The following is a 24,403-nucleotide window of genomic DNA, read 5'->3' as shown; positions in this document are numbered from 1 at the left end:
GGCAGAGCCGCATATCGATACTGCCCCGCGCCCCTAAAAGACTGCACTCATCCCAATGAAAGAGGATCTGCACCCTCATGAACCGCAGTGAACATGACTTGCTCGGAGACCGTGATGTTCCCGCCGATGCCTATTGGGGTGTTCACACCCTGCGGGCCACCGAGAACTTCGCCATCACCGGCACCCCCATCTCGACTTACCCGCACTTGATCAACGCTCTTGCCGCCGTCAAGGAAGCCGCCGCACTCGCCAATGAGGAGTTGGGGCTGTTGTCGGCGGAGAAGGCGGCCGCCATTGTCGCCGCGTGCCGGGAGATCCGGGACGGGAAGCTGCACGACCAGTTCGTCGTGGACGTGGTGCAGGGTGGGGCCGGTACCTCGACCAACATGAACGCCAACGAGGTGGTCGCGAACCGGGCGTTGGAGTTGCTGGGGCACGGCAAGGGCGAGTACCAGTACCTGCACCCCAATGAGGACGTCAACCTTGGCCAGTCGACCAATGACGTGTATCCGACCGCGGTCAAGATAGCGACCGTCTTTGCCGTACATGGATTGATCGCGTCAATGTCTGTACTGCAGGACGCGTTCGCCCGTAAGGCCGTCGAGTTCCGTGACGTGCTCAAGATGGGCCGTACACAGTTGCAGGACGCGGTACCGATGACGCTCGGTCAAGAGTTCTCCGCGTATGCGGTCATGATTGACGAGGATCGTCAACGTCTTGACGAGGCTGTCCAGTTGATACATGAGATCAACCTGGGGGCCACGGCCATCGGGACCGGACTCAATGCGCCGGCCGGGTATGCGGAGTCGGCTCGACGGCATCTCTCGGAGATCACGGGGCTGCCGCTCGTGACGGCAGCCAACCTGGTCGAGGCCACGCAGGACTGCGGGGCGTTCGTGCAGATGTCGGGTGCGCTGAAGCGGGTCGCGGTCAAGCTCTCCAAGAGCTGCAACGATCTGCGGCTGCTGTCCTCGGGGCCGCGTGCGGGGCTCGGGGAGATCAACCTGCCGCCCGTGCAGGCCGGTTCGAGCATCATGCCCGGCAAGGTCAACCCGGTGATCCCCGAGGTCGTCAACCAGGTCGCCTTCGAGGTGATCGGCAACGACGTCACCATCACGATGGCCGCCGAGGCAGGACAGCTCCAGCTCAACGCGTTCGAGCCGATCATCCTGCACTCGCTGTCGGAGAGCATCACGCATCTGCGGGCCGCGTGCCTCACGCTGGCCGAGCGGTGCGTGGACGGCATCACCGCCAACACCGAGGCGCTGCGCGCGAGCGTGGAGAACTCCATCGGCCTGGTGACCGCGCTCAACCCGCACATCGGGTACACGGCCGCCACCGACATCGCCAAGGAAGCCCTCGCCTCCGGCCGGGGCGTGGCCGAACTCGTCCTGGAGAAGGGCCTGTTGCCCGCCGAGACGCTCGCCGGTCTGCTGCGGCCCGAGGTCCTGGCCGGCAGCGGTCCCGTGGCCGGCTGACGGCGGACGCGCACCAGGACCGGCCCGGAGGCACAATGGTGATCATGTCCCCCTCGATGACCTTCCAGCCGGTCCTGGAGCGCATCGCCGGCGAGATCGAGCGGACCCCCGGCCGCGGCCGGCCCGCCGACTACATCCCGGCGCTCGCCGCCTGCGACCCGCGCAGCTTCGGCATGGCCGTCGCGGAACTGGACGGCACGGTCTACGGCGTGGGGGACTGGCGGCAGCCGTTCTCCACGCAGTCCATCACCAAGGCCTTCACCCTCGCCCTCGACCTGGCCCGCGAGGGCGACGAACTCTGGGAACACGTGGGCCGCGAGCCCTCCGGCAACCCCTTCAACTCCCTTGTCCAGCTGGAGTACGAGAACGGCATCCCTCGCAACCCGTTCATCAACGCCGGCGCGCTCGTCGTCACTGACCGCCTCCAGACCCGTACCGGCGACGCGGCGGGCGAGCTGCTGGCCTTCCTGCGCGCGGAGAGCGGCAACGCGAGCCTCGACTTCGACAAGGAGGTCGCCGCCTCCGAGTCCGCGCACGGCGACCGCAACGCGGCCCTCGCCCACTTCATGAAGTCCTACGGGAACATCGACAACGACGTGCCCGTCCTCCTGGACCAGTACTTCCGGCAGTGCTCCATCGAGGCGTCCTGCGCCGACCTCGCCCTCGCGGCCGGTTTCCTGGCCCGGCACGGCAGCCGCGCCGACGGCACCCGGCTGCTCACCCTCACCCAGGCCAAGCAGGTCAACGCGGTGATGCTGACCTGCGGGACGTACGACGCGGCGGGCGAGTTCGCCTACCGGGTGGGGCTGCCCGGCAAGAGCGGAGTGGGCGGTGGGATCATCGCCGTAGTGCCCGGTCGTTGCACCATCGCCGTGTGGAGTCCGGGACTTGACGAGCGCGGGAACTCGGTGGCGGGCGTCGCCGCGCTGGACCGCTTCACCACACTCACCGGGGTGTCGGTGTTCTGACGGACAGGGCGAACCGACAGGTATCCGGGCCCGATCACACGGAGGTCACGCGCAGTCCGCCGTGCGGAGAGCGGGGCGTCGCTTTCCCGCCATCCGGCGTTGACACGCTGAACGAGTGTTGGCCATGGCTTTTCCCGTCGATCTCCGCCGCTGCCAGGTACTCGGTCTGGCCGGTACCGCCGTCCTCGCGCTGGGCGGTGAGACGGCCGGAGCGCTGCCGTCCGCCGATCTCTTCTCCCCGGCCTCCGCACAGGCCGCGCTGGGGCTGGTCGGGGTCTACTTCGGTGTCGTCCTGCTGATAGCGGCCTGGCTGCTGCTCGGCAGGCTGATCCGCAGCGCCGAACCGCCGAGCCCGCGCTCCCTGCTGCTGGTGCTCGCGGTATGGGCGGCCCCGCTGCTGCTCGCGCCGCCGCTGTTCAGCCGGGACGTGTACAGCTATCTCGCGCAGGGCGCCATGGTCGACGCCCACATGGACGTCTACGCGCACGGCCCCGCCGCGCTCGGCGGTCCCCTCGCCGACGAGGTCGCCCCCCTGTGGCAGCACACCGGGGCGCCGTACGGCCCGGTGTTCCTCGCCCTGGCCTCCGGCCTGTCCGGGCTGACCCGGGGGCAACTCCCCGCCGGGCTTTTCGGGATGCGGCTCGTCGCCCTGCTCGGGGTGGGTCTGATGGCCGCCGCCCTGCCCCGGCTCGCCCGGCAGTGCGGCGCGGACCCGGCCGCCGCGCTCTGGCTGGGCGCGCTCAACCCGCTGGTGCTGCTCCACCTGGTCGCGGGCGCGCACAACGACGCGATCATGCTCGGACTGCTCGGCATAGGACTGGTCGCCGCGCGTGGCCGGTGGCCGATCCTGGGCGTCGTGCTCGTCACGCTCGCCGCTCTCGTCAAGGCGCCCGCCGCGCTGGGGCTCGCCGCGGTCGTGCTGCTCCAGATCCGCGCGGGCCGCAGCCCGGCCAAGGCCGTCACGACGACCCTCGTCGCGTCCGCGGTCACCACGGTCGCCGCCACGGCCGTCGCGGGCACGGGCTACGGCTGGATCGGCGCCCTCGACACACCCGTCTCGGCGCACAACTGGGCCCTCACCAGCCTTCTCGGCCGCGCCACCGGCGCCCTGCTGGAACACCTCGGCAGCGGTCTGGCACCCTTCGCGATCCCGGCCTGGCACGCCCTCGGGCTCGCGGTCACCGGCGCGGCCATCCTCGCCATATGGTTCCGCCTGCGGCCCAGCCCGGTCTACGCGCTCGGCCTGAGCCTCGCGGTGGTGGCCGCCTTCGGCCCGGCGATCCGCCCCTGGTACGCCCTGTGGGGTCTCTTCCTCATCGCCGCCGCCGCGCCCAGCACGTCCGTACGGCACCGGGTGGCCGCCGTGACCGGCGTCCTCGCGCTCGCCGTCCTGCCCAGCGGCGGGCCCGCCGACATCGGACAACTCGTGCTGGCCGTCTCCGGCGGTGTCCTCGCGATCGTCGTCCTGTGGCAGGCCCAACAGGCGGCACAGGCCCCGGCCCTGGGACGTACGGCATGAGAACACCCACCACCGACCGCGGCCGAGTCCTCCTGGTGCTGGCCCTCGCCACCACCGTGACCGTCTTCACCGCGACCGTCCCACTGCTGCGCGACTGGTTCGACCTGCGCGTCTACTACGGCACCGTCCACACCTGGCTCCACCACGGCGGCCGGATCTACGACTACCACGTGCCCGGCACGACCTACGGCTTCACCTACCCGCCGTTCGCCGCCGTCAGCATGGCCCCGATGGGCTACCTCGGGCTCGGCGGCGCGATCGCCGCCGCACTGGTCCTCAACCTGCTGGCCCTCGCCGTGGTGCTGCGCATCCTGGCCGGTCCAGGATGGCGGCGCTACGGCTGGTTCGGGTGGGCGCTGGTGGCCTGCGGGCTTGCGCTGTTCGAGCCGCTGCGCGACACCTTCAGCTTCGGGCAGGTCAACCTCCTGCTGCTGGCCCTCGTCCTCGGCGACGGCTGGCTGCTCTCCACCGGCCGGGGCCGCTGGGCGGGCGTCGGCATCGGCCTCGCGGCGGCCATCAAGCTCACGCCGGCGCTCTTCATCGGCCTGCTGCTGGTGGCCAGACGCTGGAAGGCCGCCGCGGTGGCGACGGCCGTGGCGCTCGCGGCGACCGGACTCGCGGCCCTGGTGGTCCCGAGCGCCTCGAAGTTCTACTGGACCCAGGCCATGTGGGACACCACCCGGGTGGGCCGCCTCGACTACGTCTCCAACCAGTCCCTGCAAGGCGTCCTGGCCCGCCTCGGCGAGACCGGCCGCCCGCTGTGGGCGGCGGCCGTCCTGCTCGTGCTGTGCGTATGGGCGGTGCGGGTACGGCGTGCGGTCGTCGCGGGGGACTGGACGGCCGCCTTCGCGCTGACCGGGCTGACCGCGTGTCTGATCAGCCCGATCACCTGGGTGCACCATCTCGTGTGGCTGCTGCCGTCCTTCGCCGTGCTGGTCCGCGCCGGGCACGCGCGGATCGCGGGCGCCCTGTACGCGGTGATGTGCACGAGTGTCGTATGGCTGTGGTTCGACGACTCCTCGGGCATCGACGGCTTCCTCGGCAGCAACACGTACACCTGGGTCACGCTCGGCCTGCTGCTGTGGCTGCCGACCGGTCAGGCCCCGGGAAGCCGTCGGCCCTTCAACCGCAACGCCAGTACCACCGCGCCCGCGCCGAGCACGGCGGCTCCCGCGACCGCGGCCGTCTCCGCCCACCCCGGACCGTCGTCGTCAGCGGCGACCGCGGCGGCCACCGGCACGGCGGCGGGACCCGGCCTCGGGCTCGTCCGCAACGCGTCCAGCGAACCCACCGGATCGACCCGCCCGGCCGCCGCGAAACCCCAGTCGAGCAGCTCGCGCGCCTCCTCGTACACAGTGAAGCCGCCGCCCGCCTGAGGGTTCATCACCGTGACGACGAGCGACCGCCCGCCCCGACGCGCCGCCGCGACCAGCGTGTTGCCCGCGTGGGTGGTGTAGCCGTTCTTCACACCGATGAGCCCCGGATATGGCTCGACACCGTCGTTGCCGGTCAGCAGCCGGTTGGTGTTCTGGATCGCGTACGACGATCCGTCACCCGGGAACTCGGCCTCGGCGGTGGAGCAGTACCGCGCGAAGTCCGCGTTGCGCAGTCCTGCCCGGCCGAACACCGCGAGGTCGAAGGCGGAGGACACCTGGCCGTCGGTGTCGTAGCCGTCCGGCGAGATGACATGCGTGTCGAGCGCGCCCAGCGAGCGCGCCTTGGCCTGCATCCGGGCGGCCGTGGCGTCCCAGCCGCCGTCGAGGGCGGCCAGGACGTGCACGGCGTCGTTCCCGGAGTTGAGGAAGACCCCGCGCCACAGGTCGGCGACGCGGTACGTGTGGCCCGCCTCGACCCCGACCAGGCTGCTGCCCTCGCCGATGCCGGCCAGGTCCTGCTCGGTGACGCGGTGCCGGAGCCCTCCGGGCAGGGTGGGCAGGACGGTCAGGGCGAAGAGGGTCTTCAGGGTGCTGGCGGGTGGGAGTCTGCGGTGGGCGTCGTGGGCGGCGAGGATGTCGCCGGTGTCGGCGTCCGCGACCAGCCAGGACAGGGCGGAGACGTCCGGGAGTTGGGGGGCGCCCGGGTGGGTGTGGACCTGGGTGCTGGGATCCGGCCCGGTGTCGGCTGTCGCCGCGGTGGGGGTGAACGCGAGGACGCTCGTCAGGCACAGGGCGCAGGCTGACATGGCGATCCGGGATGAGAATCCGATTGTCATACCGCAAACGTAGGAACGGAGGGGCCGAAGGGGGCGTTGGCCGGGCCGATTGAGGTGAGTCAGTACCCGGATGCGCTAGTGGTTCGTCTGCGGGCCCGGTGGGGGCTGGTCGCGCAGTTCCCCGCGCCCCTGGAAGACGACGGCGCAGGTCAGTTCGACGGCAGCGTGGGCTGGATGCGGCGTAGGAACGTTGCGTTGTCCGGGGTCTCTCGCATGCGCTCCAGCAGAGTCTCCGTGCTGCCCTGACCGTCCCTCGTCTGGAGGGCCCTGCGCAGGCCCCGTACCGCCGTCAACTCGGCGGGAGTGAGCAGGAGTTCCTCGCGGCGGGTGCCGGACGGGTTGATCTCGACGGCCGGGAACACCCGGCGGGAGGCCAGCTCGCGGCTGAGGCGGAGCTCCATGTTGCCGGTGCTCTTGAGCTCCTCGAAGTAGAAGTCGTCGGCACGGGAGCCGGTCTCCACCAGGGCCGTCGCGAGGATGGTGAGCGAGCCGCCCTCCTCGGCGAGGCGTGCGGCGCCGAAGAACTTCTTCGGGCCGATCAGGGCGGTCGCGTCGACACCGCCGCTGAGGGTACGGCCGCCGGAGGCCGCCGCGTTGTTGTGCGCCCGGCACAGACGGGTCAGGGAGTCGAGCAGGATCACTACGTCCTCGCCCGCCTCGACGAGCCGCTTGGCCCGTTCGATCACGAGCTCGGCCAGCGCGATGTGCTGCTTGGGGGCCTTGTCGAAGGTGGAGGCGTAGACCTCGCCGCGCACGGAGCGCCGCATGTCGGTGACCTCCTCGGGGCGTTCGTCGAGCAGGACCACCATGAGGCGGGCCTCGGGGTGGTTGCCGGCGACGGCTGCCGCGATCTGCTGGAGCAGGACGGTCTTGCCGGTCTTGGGCGGGGCCACGATCAGCCCGCGCTGGCCCTTGCCGACGGGGGAGATCAGGTCGGCGACGCGTCCGGTGAGGCCGGCCGCCGGGTGTTCGAGGTGCAGCCGCTCACGCGGGTGCAGCGGGGTGAGGTCGCGGAAGTGGCGTCGGCCGCGCAGCTCGTCGGGCGTCCGCCCGTTGACGAACGCGACCTCGGTCAGGGCGCGCTGCCCGCCGCGGACGCCTTCCACGAGGTCGCCCTTGCGCAGGCCGTGACGGCGGATCAGCGCGGGGGAGACCTGGAGGTCGGTGGGCGAGGGCTGGCAGTTCAGCGCCCGCAGGTGCCCCTTCCCGCTGCCGTCGATGTCGAGGACACCGGTCGCGGTCTGGGTGCGGGGCTGTTCCTGTACGGGGGGTTCGAGTGTGGTGGTCATGATGGGTGGTCCTTTCAAGGACGGTTGCATGTGTCATGCGGAAGGAAGGGGGAGAAGCCGCGGAGGGAGGGCGCATGAGCGCTCCTCGGGGCGGCGGGAACATCACCTCGGGTGCGGCGGAAAAAACGCCGGTCACGAAGTGATGTGAAGAAGCCGTGTGCCGGTCGGAATCGACGGGCCGGTCGGCGGAGAAGAAGTGGTGCTGGCACCGGCGCCCGGAACGGGGCGTACACAAGTGCTGACCGCACCGTAGCACACCCGGTGCGGTTCTGGGTGTGAGGTATGGCTCAGCGGCTCGCCAGCAGGCCGTAGAGGAGGGGGATCCGCGGCTCTGGCAGGCGCCACCAGCCGGTCGGGGTCCGCTCCATCCGGGGCCAGCGCGGCCACGGGAGCTCGTCGCTCTCGCGGAGCCTTCGGATGTTCAGTCCTGCCGTCGTCAACGCGTTGATGACCTCGTCTATTCCGTGCATCCACTCATAGCTGTCGGTCGCGTCCGCGACGGCCGGGCCGTCGGTGTACGTGAACGTCGCGTCCCGGTGCACCGGACCGCCGCCGCCCAGGTAGTCGTGGCGCAGCAGGAGTTCCGGTCCCTCGCCCGGATTCGGCTTCGGGCCCAGGGAGTTGAGCAGGGGGTGGAACTCGACGATGTACAACAGGCCGCCGGGGCGCAGGAGTTGGGCGATCACCTCAGCCCAGCGCGGGAGGTCGGGCAGGTAGCACAGCGCGCCCTTGCCGGTGTACACGACGTCGAACTGCCGCTGCCCCAGGGCCTCGACGGCGTCGTACACATTCGCCCGCACGTAGTCGACGTCGAGGCCCGCCTTCGCCGCGATGTCCGTCGCGGCCTTCACCGAGGCCTCGGAGAAGTCGAGCCCCACGGCCCGTGCCCCGCGTCGCGCGAACGCGAGGGTCTCGGTGCCGAGGTGGCACTGGAGGTGGAGCACGTCACGGCCCGCGAGTTCGCCGAGGTCGTCCCACTCGAAGGCGGCGAACCAGCGGTCAGGGTCGGGGTCCCCGTCGAGGCCGTAGAACCGGCTGGCGAGGTGGACGGGGGTGCGGGCGTCCCAGTTGGCCTGGTTGGCGCGCATCAGCCGTGCGTGCTCGTCGGTGCTCATGGTTCCATCCAACCGTGATCGGGCGACGGACGGCGGGAAGAACACCGGTTCCGCGCCGGTTGTCCCGAGACGAGTGACCTAAGGCGAGAGGGGCAGGTCGTGCGCGCACTGATCGTGGATCCGGAGGCCGCCGGTGGGCTGCGGCTCGGGGAGGCGGCCGATCCGGCGCCGGGTCCGGGGCAGCTGCTGGTGGAGGTCCGGCACACCTCGCTCAACTCGGCCGAGCTGTACTTCGCGCAGCGGGGCGCGCCCGGTGACGTGATCGGCTTCGATTCGGCCGGAGTGGTCGTGCGGGGCGCCGCCGACGGGAGCGGGCCCGCCGTGGGGAGCCGGGTCGTGGGCTACGGGGACAGTGGTGGATTCGGCGCGCTGCGCGCCCTGGACGTCGCCGATGTGGCCGTGGTGCCGGACGAGGTCGACCTCGGTGAGGCCGCTACCCTGCCCGTCGCGGCCGGTACCGCCCTGCGCGCGCTGGAACAGGCCGGGCCGCTCCTCGGCCGTCGGGTCCTGGTCACCGGGGCGTCCGGCGGGGTCGGCGGGTTCGCCGTACAGCTCGCGGCGCTGGGCGGGGCGTACGTCATCGGCGTGGCCGGTTCCGAGGACGGCGCGCGGTGGGTCGGTGAGCTGGGGGCGCACGAGGTGGTGGCCGGGGTCGACGAGGTGAAGGAACCCCTCGACGTCGTGATCGACACCGTGGGCGGGGCCCAACTGGTCTCCGCCTACGGCCTGTTGGCCCCGGGCGGCAGTCTGCAGAGCGTCGGCTGGGCCGCCGGGCGGGAGGCCGTGCTGCCCGTGGGTGTCACGCTGGGCAGCAGCACCCCCAAGGCGATCGTGTCGGTCTACAACGGCGGTGGACTCACCGACCGGCAGCCGCAGTTGAGGCGGCTGCTCGCGCTGGTCGGCGACGGCCGGCTGCGGGTGCCGGTCGGCTGGCGCGGCCCGTGGGACCGGATCACCGAGGCCGTCGAGGCGCTGAGCGGTCGCAGCCTGCGCGGGAAGGCCGTCCTCGACGTCCGCTGACGATTCCTGTGAAACCCGGGGCGGGTCCTCCGCTCCGCGCCTCATACCAGCCATACGAACCCCCGATGGCCCTTCGTTGACCCATTTCTTGTTCTGGTCAATGGCCGTACCTACGCTGCCACCACCGCACCACGGCGGCACGGGACAAGGGACTTGGCAATCATGGGTCGACTGGCCGGGAAAATCGCTTTCATCAGTGGAACGGGGGCAGGAATAGGGCGGGCCGCGGCGCAGATATTCGCGGCGGAGGGCGCCGAGGTTTTCGGCTGTGACATCGACGAGGACAGTGCCGCGGAAACCGTGGAACTCGTCGAAAAGGCCGGCGGAATCATGCGGTCCCTCGCACCCGTGGACCTGTCCACCCAGGACGGCGCCCGCGAGTGGATCGAGGCCGGGATCGCGGCCTTCGGCGGGATCGACATCCTCTACAACAACGCCTCCGCGCTGCGGAACGGCCCGTTCGAGACCATGCCCGCAGAGGACTGGTACTTCACCATCAAGAACGAGCTGGACATCCCCTACTTCTGCACCCAGGCCGCCTGGCCGCACCTGATCGCCCGTGGTGGCGGGGCCGTGCTCAACGTCGCCTCCGTGGCCGCCGTGCGCGGGGCGCCGTTCATGCCGATGGTGCCCCACGGGGCCGCCAAGGGCGGGGTGTTGGCGATGAGCATGCATCTGTGCGCGGCCGGCGCCCCGCACCGCATCCGCGTCAACACCATCGCCCCCGGCATGACCCGCACCTCCGCCACCGCACCCTTCCTCGACGATCCGGACGGCCCCAGGGCCCAGTTGGAGGCGCGGATCCCGGTCGGGCGGGTGGGGCAGCCCGAGGACATCGCGCGGGCCGCCGCCTTCCTCTGCTCCGACGAGGCGGCCTTCGTCAACGGCGCCAACCTCATGGTCGACGGCGGCGACACCGCGATGGCGGGCTGAGCCGCCGTGACCACCCGACTCGACCACGTGGGCGTCAACGTACGCGACCTGACCGCCCAAACCGCCTGGTACCAGGGCGCGTTCGGCCTCAAGACCGTCTTCGAGTTCCACCTCGAAGGGCCCGGTCTCCGAGGCGTCGTGCTGGAGCATCCGCGGGGCTGGCGCATCGAGCTGCTCGCCAGACCCGGCTCCGCCCCCGGCCTTCGCGCGCCGGACCCGATGACCGCCGTACTCACCGAGGGATACGGGCACTTCGCGGTCACCACCCCCGAACTCGACCCCGTCCACGAGGAGTTGGTGGCCCGTGGCGCGGGCGAGGTCATGGCACCCGGGCCGTCCCCCGAGCCCGGAGTGCGCATGGCCTGGGTCAGCGACCCCGAGGGAAATCTCATCGAACTCATAGAGAAAAACGCAGAGTGAGGGCACGCACGATGACGGATTCGATCTCCTTGAAAAGACTGGACCCCGGAACGCTCATAGCGTGCTGTCTCGCGGTCGCGGCGGCACAGTTGTGCATTACCGTTCCCTCGCCCATCAACGGGGAAATCCAGGCCGCATTCGGCGCCTCGGGTTCCCAGGTCGCCTGGGTCACCTCCGCGTTCATTCTCCCCACCGCGATTCTGGAACTGAATTTCGGTGTGGTGGGCGATCTCTTCGGCCGCAAGCGGCTGCTGGTGCTCGGCGGGCTCGTTCTGGCGCTCGGTGAACTCCTCAACGCCACCTCGCAGAACATCACCATGATGTGGACCGGGCAGGCCCTGGCCGGCATCGGCGCCGCCGCGCTGTTCCCCAGCTCCCTCGCGGTTATCGCGGCGGCCACACCGGACGGCAAGGACCGGGCGAAAGCCGTCTCCACCTGGGCGCTGTCGATCTCCCTGGCCTCCGCGCTGGGCCCGCTGTCCTCCGGGGTCCTCGCCACGGTCGCCGACTTCCGCTGGGCGTTCGTGCCCCCGGTCGTCCTCGGTCTGATCGTCGCGGTCACCTCCTGGAAGCTCGTCACCGACTCCAAGGCGCCCGAGGGCCGCGCGCTGGACTGGCCGGGACAGATCACCATCGCCATCGGCCTGACCGCCCTGCTGTGGGGCGTCATCGAGGGCGGCGACCGCGGCTGGGGCAGCGCGGCGATCGTGGGCTCGCTGACCCTGGCGGCCGTCGCGCTCGTCGGATTCGTCGTCGCGGAGACCCGCGCGGCCTCCCCGATGTTCAACCTCGGCCTGCTGAAGATCCCCTCCTTCGCGGCGGCGGCCGTCGTCGCCCTGGCCGGCATGTTCGGCTTCATCGGCACCGCCTACTGCGTCTCGATCCGCCTCGGCGCGGTGATGCACCTGAGCCCGCTGCGGGCCGGAATGCCGTTCGTGATCCTCCAGTTGATCCCGCTGCTGCTCGCGCCGGTGCTCAGCAAGATGCTCACCCGCGTCGACGCCCGCTGGCTCCTCATGGGCGGCCTGCTGCCCATGGCCGCAGGACAGTTCTGGATCGCCGCCCTGCCCATCACCACCACCTCCCTCGCCGCCTTCCTCGGCCCGGTGCTGCTGCTCGGCGTCGGCTTCATCTGCGTGGTGTCCTCGCTGACCTCCGCCGCCGTGAACGCCGTACCGATCAACATGACCGGCATGGCCAGCGGCGCGACCAGCCTGGTCCGCGAGTTCGGCCAGGGCCTCGGCCCGGCTGTCATCAGCACCATCGCGATGAGCGCGGCCTCCTCCGCCCTCGTCGGCAAGCTCAGCGGTGCCGACGCGGGCATGGAGAAGGCGGCCGGACCCCTCGCCGTCGTCAACGCGGGCAGCGCCTCGGCCAAGGCCGCCGCGCAGACCGCCCTCGGCCACGGCATGGCCCTCGGCGTGGTGATCTGCGGCTGCGCCTCCCTGCTGGGCGCGGTCGTCACCCTGCTGCTGGTCCGCAAGAACACCGAGCGCTCGACCGTGGACGCGGGGGAGCCGTCGGTGCAGGCGGCGACCGCGTAGGCCGTACGTCGTAGGAGGAGGCCGGGGCCCTGTCGCCCCGGCCTCCTCGTGTTTCCGGAGGAGATTTCCGAAGGGGGTGTCGATTCGGCACGGCCGCGTTCGTCGGTGGGGTGTAGGAAGCTCATGAGGACCGGGAGGATCCATGAAGTACATGCTGCTCGTGTGCGGCGACGACACCGCCGACGCCTCCGGAATGGCACCCGTCGAACCCTGGGTGGAGGAACTGGGCGACCGCGGCGTACGGCTGCACGGCCACCGGCTCGCCCTGCCCGCCGACGCCGTCACCGTACGGGTGCGCGGCGGCGAGGTGCTCCGTACGGACGGGCCGTTCGCCGAGACCAAGGAGTACGTCGCCGGATTCGACATCCTGGAGTGCGACACCCTGGAGGAGGCCGTCGAGGCCGCCGCCGAGCACCCCGTGGCCACCATCGGCGCCATGGAGGTACGCCCCTTCTGGCCGATGGACGGCGAGGAGGACGGCGAGACGCAGATCCGCGCGCTCGACGCCGAACGGCCCGGGACCGCCGCCTTCCGCAAGGCCGTGGAGGACGTCCTCGGGGGCGTGACCTGGCCACTGACGCGTGAGGTGCTGGAGTTCCACGTCCACGTCGACGAGTCCATCGCCTTCGGCCACGCCCTCGTCCGGCTGCGCGGCACCCGCACCGACGGCCGGCCGCTGGACGACGTACTGCGCGTGACCACCGGCTACCGCGACACCGGACTGCGCTGGGAGATCATCCACGAGCACATCTCACTCGCCACCGAGAAGACCGGGGAGCAGCCATGAAGTACGTCCTGCTGATCTGCACCCCCGTGGACGGCGAGGAACTCGGCCCCGCCGAGATCGCCGACGACCCCCGCTTCACCTCCTACATCGAGGAGGTCCGCAGCCGTGACCTGATGCGCGGTGGGGCCCGGCTGCGGCCGTCGTCCGACGCCACCACCGTCCGCGTCCAGGGCGACGAAGTCCTGCTCAGCGACGGCCCGTTCGTCGAGTCGAAGGAGTATGTCGCCGGCATCGACATCATCGAGGTCGCCGACCTGGACGAGGCGATCTCGCTCGCCTCCCGGCACCCCGCCGCGCTCGCCGGCGGCTCGGTCGAGGTGCGGCCGGTCTGGGAGTGAACGTGCCGGACGTCGAGGAGGCGGTCGCCGCCGCCTTCCGCGAGGAGTGGGGCCAGGTCGTCGCCACCCTGATCCGGGTGACCGGCGACTGGGACCTCGCCGAGGAGTGCGCGCAGGACGCCTTCGCCCAGGCGCTCGACCGGTGGCGGCGCGACGGAGTCCCGCGCCGCCCCGGCGCCTGGCTGACCACCACCGCCCGCAACCGCGCCCTCGACGTGCTGCGCCGGGAGGCGGTCGGGGCGGCGAAACTCCGGGAGGTCGCGGTGCTGGGGCGGGACGAGGGACCGTACGACCCGGAGTACGACGGTGACGACAGCGGAGTCGAGGACGACCGGCTGCGGCTGCTCTTCACCTGCTGCCATCCCGCACTGCCCATCGAGGCCCGGGTCGCCCTCACCCTGCGCACGCTCGCCGGGCTGACCACCCCAGAGATCGCCCGTGCCTTCCTCGTTCCCGAGGCGACCATGGCGCAGCGGCTGGTGCGCGCCAAGAAGAAGATCCGCAACGCGGGTATCCCGTACCGGGTGCCGCCCGCGCATCTGCTGCCCGAGCGCACGACGGGCGTGCTCGGCGTGGTCTACCTCCTCTTCAACGAGGGATACGCGGCCACGTCCGGCGCCGACCTGGTCCGCACGAACCTCTGTGCCGAGGCGATCCGACTGGCCCGTGTGCTGGCCCGGTTGATGCCGGACGAGCCCGAAGTGCTTGGCCTGCTCGCGCTGTTGCTGCTGCACGACGCCCGCCGTGACACGCGTGTGGACGCGGACGGCGAGTTGGTGACACTGGAGGACCAGGACCGCACGGCGTGGGACCGGTTGGAGATCGATGAGGGCGCCGCCCTCCTGGAGGCCGCGCTGCGTCGGGGTCGCCCCGGGCCGTACCAGATCCAGGCCGCCATCGCCGCCTGCCACACCACCGCACCCACCGCCGCCGACACCGACTGGGCCGATATCGCCGCCCTGTACGGCGAGTTGGAGCGCTTCGTGCCCTCGGCCGTGGTGCGCCTCAATCGCGCGGTGGCCGTCGGCATGGCCCAACAACCGGACGTGGGGCTGGAGTTGGTGGCCGAGCTGGAGCGCTCGGGCGAACTGGCCGACTACCACCTGCTGCCCGCGACCCGCGCCGATCTGCTGCGCCGCAGCGGTCGTACGTCGGAGGCGGCCGAAGCGTACGGGCGGGCGCTGGAGCTGGTGGAGAACGACGCGGAACGACGCTTCCTGGAACGGCGGTTGAGGTCCCTGTCCTAGTCCCGGTTCGTGCCCAGATCGACCCCGTGGGCCTCGGCGTCGGCGGTCACGATCCTGGTCGCCAGCCGGGACAGCCGCCTGCGGTCGGCCTCGGGCAGCGGCGCGGCACATCTCTCGATCTGCTTCGCGAAGCGCTCGGCGACCTGGGTCGCCAGCTCGCGGCCGGCGTCGGTGATCGACACCTGGAACGAGCGGCGGTCGGCGGTACTGACCGTCCGGGTGACCAGCCCTCGGCGCTGTGCCCGGTCGACGAGGCCGGTGATCGAGGACTTGTCGAGGCCGAGGTGGCGGCCGAGCTGGTTCATCGTCGGTTCCCGGTCCCGCAGGATCCCGAGCAGCCGGGTCTGGGTGAGCGAAAGGTCGTACTCTCCGGCGATCTCGGCCAGCGCGTTCTGCACCAGGAACGACAACTGGGCGAGGGCGTCGACCAGGCCGAGGTCCTCGGTCGCCGGGGGCTGCGCGTCGTGCGGTGAGGTCATGGACCGGATTCTACTTGCAAAGGTACGCGGCACCTACTAATTTAATTGGTGCGACGTACTTTCTTTGTCACGTACTTTCTGTGTCGCGTACCAAACCGTGTACCAAAGCCGAGGAGAACTCCCATGGACGTCCATGCCGCCGTGGTCCACTCGTTCGACGCCCCGCCCCGCTACGAGCCGTTCGACCTGCCCGCCCCCACCGACGAGGACCAGGAACTCGTCGACGTCCTCGCCGTGGGCCTGCACCCCCGCGTGCGCACCGGTGCCTCGGGCAGCCACTACACCAGCACCGGAAGGCTGCCGATGGTGCCCGGAGTGGACGGGGTCGGCCGGCGCGCGGACGGCCGGCTGGTGTACTTCGTCGCCGACGACGGACTGGCCGGCTCGATGGCCACCCGGACCGTCATCGACGGCCGCCGCAGCGTTCCGCTCCCCGACGGCGTGGACGTGGTGAAGATCGCCGCCGCGATGAACCCCGCGATGTCGTCCTGGGTGGCGCTGCGCCGCCGCGTCCCGATCGAGCCCGGGCAGTCGGTGCTGATCCTCGGCGCGACCGGCAACGCCGGCCAGATGGCCGTCCAGGTCGCCAAACGGCTCGGCGCCGGCCGGGTCGTCGGGGCCGGACGGGACCTGACCCGCCTCGCGGCCCTGCCGGGAATCGGCGCGGACGCGACCGTCGCGCTCACCGACGACGCCGACGCCACCGCGGCGGAACTGGCCAAGGAGGCCGCCGAAGTCGACCTGGTCATCGACTACTTGTGGGGCAAGCCGGCCGGTGACGCGATCATGGCGCTGCTCCGGGCCCGCGCCGATCGCAGCCGAGCCCTGAACTGGATCCAGATCGGTTCCATGGCGGGCCCGACCATCGAACTCCCGTCAGTGGCACTGCGTTCGGCGAACTTCCGGCTTCAGGGCAACGGCCAGGGCGCGGTGTCCGCCAGGGCGTATCTGGAGCAACTTCCGTCCCTCGTCGAGGAGATCGAGAACGGTGGCATCGCGGTCACCGCCGCGCCGGTACCCCTCGCCGATGTCGAGAGCGCCTGGAACGCGCCCGAGGCTCCCGGCGTACGCACCGTCCTGGTGTCCTGACGGGGCCATGCCGTCGTCACGAAGCGTCGTCGAGCGCGTTCGTGATCGCCTTCACCCCGCCGTGCGCCGCGTATCCGCCGTCCACGGTGATCTCCGCGCCGTTGACGTAGGACGCCTCGTCGGACAGCAGATAGACGACCAGCGGCGCCACCTCGTCCACCGTCCCGGCCCGGCCCTGGGGCGTCAGCGACAGATGGGCCTGTACGAACACCGGGTTCGCGGACGCCATCAGCGGGGTCTCGATGTAGCCGGGGTGGATCAGGTTCGTACGGATGCCGCGCGGCGCCAGTTCCAGCGCGGCGACCTTCGACAGGCCGCGCAACGCCCACTTGCTGGTCGTGTACGCGACCGCGTGATGCGCGGTGAGACCCGCGACCGAGCCGACGTTCACGATGGACGAACCGGGCGGCATCAGTGGGGTGAGCGCCTGGATGCCGAGCAGGGCGCCCGTGGTGTTCACCGCGAACGCCCGGTTCCAGTCGGCGAGTTGGACGTCACCGAGCCGCGCCCGCATGGGAATGCCCGCGTTGTTGACCAGTCCGTGTACTTCGGTGAGGGAAGCCGCGAGGTCCGCCCAGTCGTTCTCCGACGACACGTCCAGGTGCCGGTAGGTGACGTCCAGGCCGTCCGCACGCAGGGACGCGGCGAGCTTCTCGCCCGCCTCGTCGAGGACGTCGGTCGCGACCACCGTCGCCCCCTCGCGGGCCGCAGCCTCCACCTCGGCGGCTCCCTGGCCCTGCGCGGCCCCGGTGACGACGACGGTACGACCGGCCAGACGCGTGCGGCTCACGGTTGCCTCCAAGGGGTGCGGGCTGTCCCCGTCCACGCTAGGAAGCCGCGGTCAGCTCCGGAAACGCACGATCGGCATGGGTGGCATCCGCGCCGGCGATCTCGTCGGTGATCTCGCGCACCACCGGGTCGTCCAGCGACGCGCCCACCTTGCGGACCGTCTCCCGCAGCCAGCGGTGCGCCGGGTCCGCGTGCCGGTTGTGGTGCCAGTACATGGCCTCCACCAGGGGTACGTCGGGGAAGGGCGTCGGTACGACGGCGCAGCGCGCGAAGCCCTCGTAGCGCCGGGCGAGCCGCTCGGGCACCACGGCGACCAGGTCGGTACCGCTGACCAGGAACGGCAGCACGTTGAAGCCGGGCGTGCTCACCTGCACCCGGGGTGTGATGCCCAGGGTCTCCAACTGCCGGTCGGCGGGCGTGAGTTTGCCGACGGCGCAGGCCGCGTGCGGCATCTCGGCGAGGTCGCGCAGCGAGAGCCGCCCGTCCACCAGACGCGGGTTGTCCGGATCGACGAGACACACGAACCGGTCGTGCATCACGGCCTCGCTCACGCCCGGCAGCTGGTAGCCGAGCGGCACGATCATCAGGTCGTGACAGCGCAGATGCGTCTCCGTCTCCAGCTGCCCGATGACGATCGGGTGGAAGTCGATCCGGATGCCGGGCGCCTCCTGCGCGAGGGCCCGCAGCAGCGGTTCCACGAACACCGTCATCACGTAGTCGGACATCACGACCGAGAACCGCTGCCGGCTGCGCGAGGGATCGAAGTGCCTGGTCAGCGACAGCGCCTCCTCCGCCTTGTGCAGGGAGGACTGGACGACCGGCAGCAGCCGCTCCGCGAGCGGGGTCAGCTCGTACTCGCGGCCCACCCGCACCAGCAGCTCGTCGTTGAAGTGCCGCCGCAGCCGGGCCAGGGAACCGCTCATCGCGGACTGGCTGGTGGACAGCCGCACCCCCGCGTGGGTGACGTTCTTCTCCTCCAGGAGGGCTTCCAGAGCCACCAGAAGATTCAGGTCGATTGCTCCCAGACCCATGCGCCTGTCCTTCCGGCCGCGTCGTTGAAGCTCGGTGAAACCGGAGCGTAACGACCGCCCTCCCGCCGAGGAAGAGTCCGGGAGACAAGTCACAGGGATCCGATAGCTGCCATCGGATCCCCGGATGTGTGCAGGTCGGAAGGGTTCGACCGTCCGGTCTTACGGCCTCGGGGTCCGGCCGCGCTTGCGGGCCCGCGGCAGGTACACGTCCGTACGGCCGGGCACCACACGGTTGGAGAGGGTGCCGAGGCGCTCCACCGCGAGGGTCACCTCGTCGCCGGGCTGGAGCGGCGGAGGGTTGCGCTCGCCGACCCGGCCCCAGAACTCCGCCAGCGCGCCCCAGCCGCAGGTGCCCGAGCCGAGGATGTCCCCGGGGCGCACCCAGGCGTCCCGGGAGGCGTAGGCGATCATCTCCTCGAAGGTCCAGGAGATGTTGGCGAGGGTGTCGCGGCCGATCAGCTCGCCGTTGAGGGTGACGGTCATCTCCAGGTCGAGGAAGCCGTCCGGGTCGCGCCGGTCCTCGACTTCGTCGGCGGTGACCAGGCAGGGACCGAGCGTGTTCGCGAAGTCCTTGCCCTTGGAGAAGCCGAGCCCGAGGTTCTTCTCCGGTTTCTGGAGATCGCGCGCCGACCAGTCGTTGAAGACCAGATAGCCGACGATGTGCTCACGTGCCCGCTCCGGCGTGAGGTCACGCCCGCCGCGGCCGATGACGACCCCGACCTCCAGCTCGAAGTCGAGCACCGAGCAGCCCGCGGGCACCGGTACGTCGTCGTGCGCGCCGTACGCGGCATGGGGGTTGGTGAAGTAGAAGTTGGGCGCCCGGTACCACTCCTCGGGAACGTGCTCAAGACCGTCCAGTGACTTCGACACCCCCTCGATGTGCGCCTCGAAACCGACGAAGTCCCGGATGGACGGCGGCTTCAGCGGCGGCAGCAGCCGCACCTGATCCACCGTCAAGTCGCTGGGCTGCCTAAGGGCCTCGGTACCCGCAGCGTGCAGCACCTCCTGCTCCAGCAGGGTCAGTACGGTGACACCTTCGGGCAGCGGATGGACGGTCCCGTCCCGGACGACTCCGGCGCGCTCCACGCCCTCGTACTCGTATGTCGCGAAACGCATCGCTCACTGCTCCCAGTGGTTGGTGTTGGTGACGGTCCCCGCGCTCAGATAGCCGGCGAAGAGCCCCTTGGGGTCACGTGCGGTCCTGATCTCCCGCAGCCGCAGCCACTGTTCGTCGCCCATGAACCTCAACTGCCGCACGGTGAAGTCGGAGTCGCCGAGGTACTGGCCGGCGGTCACCGGCTGCATGTCGGCCATCGCCCCGTCCAGCCAGGTGCGCAGCTCCGCGTCCCGCGCGGGGTCGTCGTGGACGACGTACGTGGCGCAGTAGATCTCCGACTGCAACGAGAAGGCCATTTCCGGGAGTTGGCGCAACGGCGCCATGGAGAACCAGATGGTGAAGGTCTGCCGGGTCGGGTGCTCGGTGAACGCCTTGCGGATCGCCGGTACGACCTCCTCGGCCGGGCCGGTCAGCCAGGCGTTGTCGACCAGGTAGCGGTGGCCCTCGGGGTTGGCGGTGCGCTGGCCCGCCAACTGCTCGGCCAGGGTGGTCTGTTGGGCCTCCACGCGGAACAGGGCCCGGTCCGCGTACGGGTTGGCGTGCAGCGGCGTCAGCGCCTCCGCGGCCTGCTCGGCTGTGTCGGTCATCGACACGCCCGTGACCAGCAGGACCGGCTCGTCCAGGTCGGGCGGTGTCTGCGTGAGCGCGACGATCTCCACCAGGTCCGAGACCGTGTGGTGCATGCCGTGCAGCCAGGTCATGACCTCGTCGAACAGGTCCAGCGGGTAGGCGTGCACGGTGTGTCCGAGGTGCTGCGGCAGCGGGCGGGTGCGGAGGTGGAAGCGGGTGACGATGCCGAAGAAGCCGGGTCCCGCACCGCGTGCCGCCCAGAACAGGTCGCTGTGGTGGGTCTCGTCGGCGTGCACCAACTCGCCCTCGGCGGTGACGACATCGATCGCCGCGATGTTCTCCGCCGCCCAGCCCCAGCCCCGCGCGTTCCAGCCCTGCCCGCCCTGGAGCAGAAAGCCGCCGATGCCGACGGAGGGGCAGTGCCCGCCGTTGAAGAAGCGGCCGAACTCGCCGAGATACGGGTTGAGTTCGTCGCCGCCCTTGACGCTCGGGGTTGCCGTCACGATGCGGGTCTCCGGGTCGTACGCCATCTCGCGGAAGCCTCCGAGGTCGATCAGCAGCGCGTCCTCGCGCACCGACCAGGCGGCCCAACTGTGCCCGCCGGAACGGACGGCGACCTGCCAGCCCCGCTCCAGGGCCAGCCGTACCCCCTCTACGACGTCCTGCTCCGACTCGGCCATCAGGACGGCGGCCGGTGAACGGTCGGGCGGGCGGCGGGCGTTGAAGACCCGGCCGAAGCACGCCGTCTCGAAGTCCTCGTCGTCCGGGAGGTGGAGGGTGCCGGAGAATCGGTTCAGGTTCACGTGCGTACTCACTTGATCGCGATCGGGTTGACGGGGGCGCCCACCGCACCGGTGACCGGCAGGGGCGCGGCGACCAGCAGGAACTCGAAGACGCCGTCGGCCGCGCAGTCCTCGGCCAGAGCCTCCAGGTCCCACATCTCGCCCAGCGGGAGGCCCATGTTGGGGATCGCTATCTGGTGCAGCGGGGACATCGCGGGTTGCGGGAACTCGTAGGGCCGTACCTCAAGTCCCCAGGTGTCGGAGGCGATTGCCGCGATCTCGGTGCGGTGCAGCCAGCCGAGGGTGGTGAAGGAGAGGCCGGGGGCGTCACCGGCGGCGTAGCCGCCCCATGCGCCGAGCCGTCGTACGCGGCCGAGTTGGCCGGTGCGGATCAGGACGAGGTCGCCGCGTCGGACCGAACTCGTCGCGCCCTGGGCCTCGATGGTGGCGCGCAGGTGTTCCTCCAGGATGGGGAATCCGTCGGGGAGTTCACCGTTCTCGTCGCCGACCGCACGGCCCACGTCGAGCAGGACCCCGCGGCTGGTGAAGGCGTCCTTCATGTGCTCGATGCCGGTGACCGAGTCGCCGTCGCCGTTGACGATGGTGCACGGACGGCCGTTCCACGCCTGCTTGTTGTCGTAGATGTGGCCGAGACCGTCCCACTGGGTGGAGGCCTGCAAGGGCATGACTACGTGGTCGTCGGCGCCGCCGAAGCCGTGCGGGAAACCCTGGGTGCCGGCCGCCGCGTCGGAACCGGTGTCCTTCATGTAGTGGACCGGGTTGATACGACCGCGGAAACCGCGCTGCGGGCCCGACTCGTTGAACTCCTGGGCGAGCGAGAAGGACCGCCCGCGCCGCACCAGGCCGACCGCGTGGGCGCGGATCGCGTCATCGATGAAGTTCAGGGTGCCGAGCACGTCGTCCTCACCCCAGCGGCCCCAATTGCGGTAGGCGGAACGGGCCTTGGCGAGCTCTTCCTCGATCGGGCCGAGAGCGGGGCGGGTCGTCATCGGGTGTGTCCTTTCAACAGCAGGTCGAGGGCGTTGCCCCCGGCGATCGCGGCCCGGTCGGCGGGGTCCAGACCGGCCGCGTCCAGGCGGGCCACCGGGTCGTCGACCCCCATGTCGAAGGGGTGGTCCGTGCCGAGGACGACCCGGTCCGCACCCACCTCCTCGACGAGCCGGCGCAGTCCGCGCGGGGTGTACACCAGGGCGTCGAACCACATCCGCCGCAGATAGGAACTGGGCAACTCGGCGCAGCCGCGCGCGTCTTCGCGTACCCGCCAGGCGTGGTCCGAGCGGCCGACGTACGTCGGCAGATAGCCGCCGCCGTGCGCCGCCACCAGCTTCAGGCGCGGGAAACGGTCGAGAACACCGGTGAAGATGAGATGGGAGAGAGCGACCGTCGTCTCCACCGGCTGACCGACCGTGTTTCCCAGGTAGTTGGTCGCCAGGCGTTCGCCGAGGGAGCAGCCCCAGGGGTGGACGAACACGACCGCGCCCAGGTCCTCGGCCCGCTGCCACACCGTGTCGTGTGCGGGGTCGGCCAGTTCGCGGCCGTCGACCGTCGTGGAGACGCTGATGCCGTACAGGCCATGGTCGTTGACCGCCTGGTCCAGCAACGCGACCGCCAGGTCCGGGTGTTGGAGCGGGACGGTGCCCAGGCCGAACAGCCGGTCCGGTGCCGTGGAGCAGTGGGCGGCCACGGCCGCGTTGACCGTACGGGCGAGGTCGATCGCGAGGTCCGGGTCCGCCCAGTAGTGGTGCATCGGCATCGGGCCGACCACCTGGATGTCGACGCCCATCGCGTCGAGGTCCCCGAGTCGGGTTGTCACGTCGGTCAACTGGGCTGCCAGGCGCTGGAGTTGGGCGCGGTTGGCGGCCAGGGACGCGGGGGAGTGGGCGCGCTGCTCGGCGGCCAGCTCGGCGGTGAGACCCGGGGTTCCGGCGACCAGGGCGTCGGCGGCGGGGACGGCGAGGTGGCCGTGGAAGTCGACCACGGGCGAGGCGGTCACGCCGCCGCCGTCAGATTGTCGAGCGTCTCCGACATGATGCGGGCGGGGTCGGCGCCGGGCGTGCCGGGGTGGATTTCCCAGTCGGCGAGCCGTAGCGAGTTCTCCAGAACCATCCGCACCCGGGGGAGCCGCCTGGCCATGAAGCGGTCCAGGGCCTTCTCCGTCGGCTCGTCCGCCGTCACCAGTTCCGCCAGCAGTACCGCGTCCTCCATGCACATCGCCGCGCCTTGCGCGATCAGCGGGGGACAGGCGTGAGCGGCGTCCCCGATGACCATCGCACGGCCCCGGTGCCAGGGCTCGTCGACGAGGATCGCTTCGATCCAGCGGTAGTCGACCGCCGTGTCGTCGGGCAGCGAGGCGAGGATCTTCCCCCAGGTCCCGCCGTATCCGGCGCCGCGCTCGCGCAGCAGGGAGAGCGGGGCGCGCGGGCCGATGAGCGAGGCGTCGAGGTTCTCGTCGAGGAGATAGGCGTAGCACTGGTCCGGCGAGATCGGGCTGTAGCCGGCCTTGAAGCGGGGGCCGCCGTAGTACACCTCGGCGCAGTCCATCTCGGCCGGGCGCTCCGCGACGACCCGGAAGATCGACATGCCGACGGGACGGGGCTTGGCGTCGATGCCGATCAGTGCGCGCATCGCCGAGTTGATGCCGTCGGCGCCCACGACGAGGTCGTAGCGGCCGGTCGAACCGTCCGTGAAAGCGACGTCCACGTGGTCGGGCGACTGGTCGAGCCGCACCACGCTCAGTCCGAGGCGCACCCGCACCCCGTGCCCGCGCACCGCGTCGCACAGCGCGTCCTGTAGATCAGACCGCAACGCGCCCGCCGTGGACGGCAGTTCGGGCCCGCCGGTGTGCGGGGTGTTCAACTCGGTGATGAGCCCGCCGTCGGCTGTGCGCAGCCGCATGATGTCGAACGGCACCGCCCGGGCCAGCACCCGGTCGAGCACGCCCACGGAACGCAGCGCCTTGAGCGCGTTGCCCTGGACGGTGATGCCATGGCCCACACCGAACCACTGCGGAGAGATCTCGACGAGCTCCACCTCGGCGCCCCGCTGGGCGAGCGCGAGACACAGCACGCTACCGGTGATGCCGCCGCCGACGACGAGCACCTTCTGTACGGGCATGGGCGATCCTTGCGAACGTAGACAGCGGAGTGGGGGTGTCAGCCGGAGAAGCGGGCGCCGAGTTCATGGAAGTGCTCGACGGCCGGCGGCTCGGCGAAGAACGGTCCGACCAGGGCCCGCCAGCGCGCGAAGGGCTCGGACTCACGGAAGCCGACCATGTGTGCCTCGACCGAGTCCCAGCCGACCAACAGCAGGAAGACTCCCGGCCGTTCGACGCCTTGCAGCAGCTCGGCCCAGCGGAACCCGTCGGCCTCGGCCAGCACCTCGCGCGCCTTGCCGAACACCTCCGCGAACTCCCGCTCCCGACCCGCCTCGACGGTCAGCTCGGCATGCTCGACTATCACGTTCTTCTCCTCGGGAAAGTGGGTGCTCCGAGCCTGCGTGGGCGGTCGATCCACGGTCAACGGATCGAGGCATCGGCAAGGGGGACGTCATGCATCCCGTACGGCGATGGAGGCGCAGTTCAAAGGGCGGCGGGCCGGTGATGGCAGGCATCGCGGATCGCCATTTCCGCCGGGTGCCCGGGCTGCCTAGCGTCGAG

General features: G+C 70.8%; 23 protein-coding genes and 1 pseudogene. 12 read left to right on the top strand and 12 right to left on the bottom strand.

The annotated features are described in order from the left end of the window. Positions 1 to 77 precede the first annotated feature (77 nt). The 4 genes from aspA to ACQHII_RS04705 all read left to right on the top strand — a co-directional run bounded on the left by aspA (position 78) and on the right by ACQHII_RS04705 (position 5,341). Complete coding sequence (aspA, locus tag ACQHII_RS04720; protein ID WP_427918010.1) at positions 78 to 1,478, top strand: aspartate ammonia-lyase; 1,401 nt, start codon at positions 78 to 80, stop codon at positions 1,476 to 1,478. A 35-nt stretch (positions 1,479 to 1,513) separates the two neighbouring features. Further along, positions 1,514 to 2,446, top strand: coding sequence for a glutaminase (locus tag ACQHII_RS04715; protein WP_427918009.1), 933 nt, complete (start codon positions 1,514 to 1,516; stop codon positions 2,444 to 2,446). Positions 2,447 to 2,570: 124 nt separating this feature from the next. Then, positions 2,571 to 3,965 carry a polyprenol phosphomannose-dependent alpha 1,6 mannosyltransferase MptB gene (gene mptB, locus ACQHII_RS04710; RefSeq protein ID WP_427918008.1) on the top strand — a complete coding sequence of 465 codons (1,395 nt, stop codon included), beginning with the start codon at positions 2,571 to 2,573 and terminating at the stop codon, positions 3,963 to 3,965. Beyond that, positions 3,962 to 5,341: a glycosyltransferase 87 family protein gene (locus ACQHII_RS04705; protein ID WP_427918007.1), complete on the top strand. Its 1,380-nt coding sequence runs from the start codon at positions 3,962 to 3,964 to the stop codon at positions 5,339 to 5,341. Before mptB ends, ACQHII_RS04705 begins: the two co-directional genes overlap by 4 nt. Positions 5,342 to 5,400: 59 nt before the next feature. On the opposite strand, the pseudogene ACQHII_RS04700 reads toward ACQHII_RS04705, so the two are convergent. The 3 genes and pseudogenes from ACQHII_RS04700 to ACQHII_RS04690 form a co-directional block, all read right to left on the bottom strand. Then, a pseudogene (locus ACQHII_RS04700) lies at positions 5,401 to 6,147 on the bottom strand (D-alanyl-D-alanine carboxypeptidase family protein); the annotation flags it as partial. A gap of 179 nt (positions 6,148 to 6,326) precedes the next feature. After that, positions 6,327 to 7,466: a transcription termination factor Rho gene (rho, locus tag ACQHII_RS04695; protein WP_427918006.1), complete on the bottom strand. Its 1,140-nt coding sequence runs from the start codon at positions 7,464 to 7,466 to the stop codon at positions 6,327 to 6,329. 287 nt (positions 7,467 to 7,753) lie between these two features. Next, positions 7,754 to 8,581, bottom strand: a complete 828-nt coding sequence (locus tag ACQHII_RS04690) for a class I SAM-dependent methyltransferase (RefSeq protein WP_427918005.1) — start codon at positions 8,579 to 8,581, stop codon at positions 7,754 to 7,756. A gap of 99 nt (positions 8,582 to 8,680) precedes the next feature. Between ACQHII_RS04690 and ACQHII_RS04685 the strand changes: the two genes are divergently transcribed. From ACQHII_RS04685 to ACQHII_RS04655, 7 genes are all read left to right on the top strand, one after another. Beyond that, positions 8,681 to 9,601, top strand: a complete 921-nt coding sequence (locus tag ACQHII_RS04685; RefSeq protein ID WP_427918004.1) for a zinc-binding dehydrogenase — start codon at positions 8,681 to 8,683, stop codon at positions 9,599 to 9,601. Positions 9,602 to 9,763: 162 nt separating this feature from the next. Next, positions 9,764 to 10,534 carry an SDR family NAD(P)-dependent oxidoreductase gene (locus ACQHII_RS04680; protein WP_427918003.1) on the top strand — a complete coding sequence of 257 codons (771 nt, stop codon included), beginning with the start codon at positions 9,764 to 9,766 and terminating at the stop codon, positions 10,532 to 10,534. Between the two features lie 6 nt (positions 10,535 to 10,540). Beyond that, entirely contained in the window at positions 10,541 to 10,954 is a 414-nt protein-coding gene (locus tag ACQHII_RS04675) for a VOC family protein (RefSeq protein WP_427918002.1), read from the top strand. An 11-nt stretch (positions 10,955 to 10,965) separates the two neighbouring features. Beyond that, a complete protein-coding gene (locus ACQHII_RS04670; protein ID WP_427918001.1) occupies positions 10,966 to 12,498 on the top strand; it encodes an MFS transporter in 1,533 nt (510 codons plus the stop codon). 142 nt (positions 12,499 to 12,640) lie between these two features. After that, on the top strand, positions 12,641 to 13,285 hold the full coding sequence (locus tag ACQHII_RS04665; RefSeq protein WP_427918000.1) for a YciI family protein: 645 nt from the start codon (positions 12,641 to 12,643) through the stop codon (positions 13,283 to 13,285). Beyond that, a complete protein-coding gene (locus ACQHII_RS04660) occupies positions 13,282 to 13,623 on the top strand; it encodes a YciI family protein (RefSeq protein WP_427917999.1) in 342 nt (113 codons plus the stop codon). The genes ACQHII_RS04665 and ACQHII_RS04660 overlap by 4 nt, the downstream gene beginning before the upstream one ends. Further along, complete coding sequence (locus ACQHII_RS04655) at positions 13,620 to 14,870, top strand: RNA polymerase sigma factor (protein WP_427917998.1); 1,251 nt, start codon at positions 13,620 to 13,622, stop codon at positions 14,868 to 14,870. The genes ACQHII_RS04660 and ACQHII_RS04655 overlap by 4 nt, the downstream gene beginning before the upstream one ends. Here the strand turns inward: ACQHII_RS04655 and ACQHII_RS04650 are convergent. After that, complete coding sequence (locus tag ACQHII_RS04650; protein WP_427917997.1) at positions 14,867 to 15,349, bottom strand: MarR family winged helix-turn-helix transcriptional regulator; 483 nt, start codon at positions 15,347 to 15,349, stop codon at positions 14,867 to 14,869. The genes ACQHII_RS04655 and ACQHII_RS04650 overlap by 4 nt on opposite strands. A gap of 123 nt (positions 15,350 to 15,472) precedes the next feature. Between ACQHII_RS04650 and ACQHII_RS04645 the strand changes: the two genes are divergently transcribed. Then, positions 15,473 to 16,438, top strand: a complete 966-nt coding sequence (locus tag ACQHII_RS04645) for a zinc-binding dehydrogenase (RefSeq protein ID WP_427917996.1) — start codon at positions 15,473 to 15,475, stop codon at positions 16,436 to 16,438. Positions 16,439 to 16,454: 16 nt separating this feature from the next. On the opposite strand, the gene ACQHII_RS04640 is transcribed toward ACQHII_RS04645, so the two are convergent. From ACQHII_RS04640 to ACQHII_RS04605, 8 genes are all read right to left on the bottom strand, one after another. Next, positions 16,455 to 17,228: an SDR family NAD(P)-dependent oxidoreductase gene (locus ACQHII_RS04640; RefSeq protein WP_427917995.1), complete on the bottom strand. Its 774-nt coding sequence runs from the start codon at positions 17,226 to 17,228 to the stop codon at positions 16,455 to 16,457. Between the two features lie 37 nt (positions 17,229 to 17,265). Further along, the gene (locus ACQHII_RS04635) at positions 17,266 to 18,258 is read right to left on the bottom strand and encodes a LysR family transcriptional regulator (protein WP_427917994.1); all 993 of its coding nucleotides are present in this window, start codon (positions 18,256 to 18,258) and stop codon (positions 17,266 to 17,268) included. 159 nt (positions 18,259 to 18,417) lie between these two features. Beyond that, entirely contained in the window at positions 18,418 to 19,374 is a 957-nt protein-coding gene (locus ACQHII_RS04630) for a fumarylacetoacetate hydrolase family protein (protein WP_427917993.1), read from the bottom strand. Between the two features lie 3 nt (positions 19,375 to 19,377). Beyond that, complete coding sequence (locus tag ACQHII_RS04625; protein ID WP_427917992.1) at positions 19,378 to 20,748, bottom strand: FAD-binding oxidoreductase; 1,371 nt, start codon at positions 20,746 to 20,748, stop codon at positions 19,378 to 19,380. An 8-nt stretch (positions 20,749 to 20,756) separates the two neighbouring features. Then, a complete protein-coding gene (locus ACQHII_RS04620; RefSeq protein WP_427917991.1) occupies positions 20,757 to 21,737 on the bottom strand; it encodes a cyclase family protein in 981 nt (326 codons plus the stop codon). After that, complete coding sequence (locus tag ACQHII_RS04615; protein WP_427917990.1) at positions 21,734 to 22,741, bottom strand: amidohydrolase family protein; 1,008 nt, start codon at positions 22,739 to 22,741, stop codon at positions 21,734 to 21,736. The genes ACQHII_RS04620 and ACQHII_RS04615 overlap by 4 nt, the downstream gene beginning before the upstream one ends. Further along, the gene (locus tag ACQHII_RS04610; RefSeq protein WP_427917989.1) at positions 22,738 to 23,862 is read right to left on the bottom strand and encodes an FAD-dependent monooxygenase; all 1,125 of its coding nucleotides are present in this window, start codon (positions 23,860 to 23,862) and stop codon (positions 22,738 to 22,740) included. The genes ACQHII_RS04615 and ACQHII_RS04610 overlap by 4 nt, the downstream gene beginning before the upstream one ends. 38 nt (positions 23,863 to 23,900) lie before the next feature. After that, positions 23,901 to 24,206 carry an antibiotic biosynthesis monooxygenase family protein gene (locus tag ACQHII_RS04605; RefSeq protein WP_427917988.1) on the bottom strand — a complete coding sequence of 102 codons (306 nt, stop codon included), beginning with the start codon at positions 24,204 to 24,206 and terminating at the stop codon, positions 23,901 to 23,903. Positions 24,207 to 24,403: the final 197 nt, after the last annotated feature.

The organism is Streptomyces sp. cg40 (assembly GCF_050320165.1).
Taxonomy (GTDB): Bacteria; Actinomycetota; Actinomycetes; order Streptomycetales; family Streptomycetaceae; genus Streptomyces; species Streptomyces hokutonensis.
This window is presented reverse-complemented; position numbering and strand designations above follow the sequence as displayed.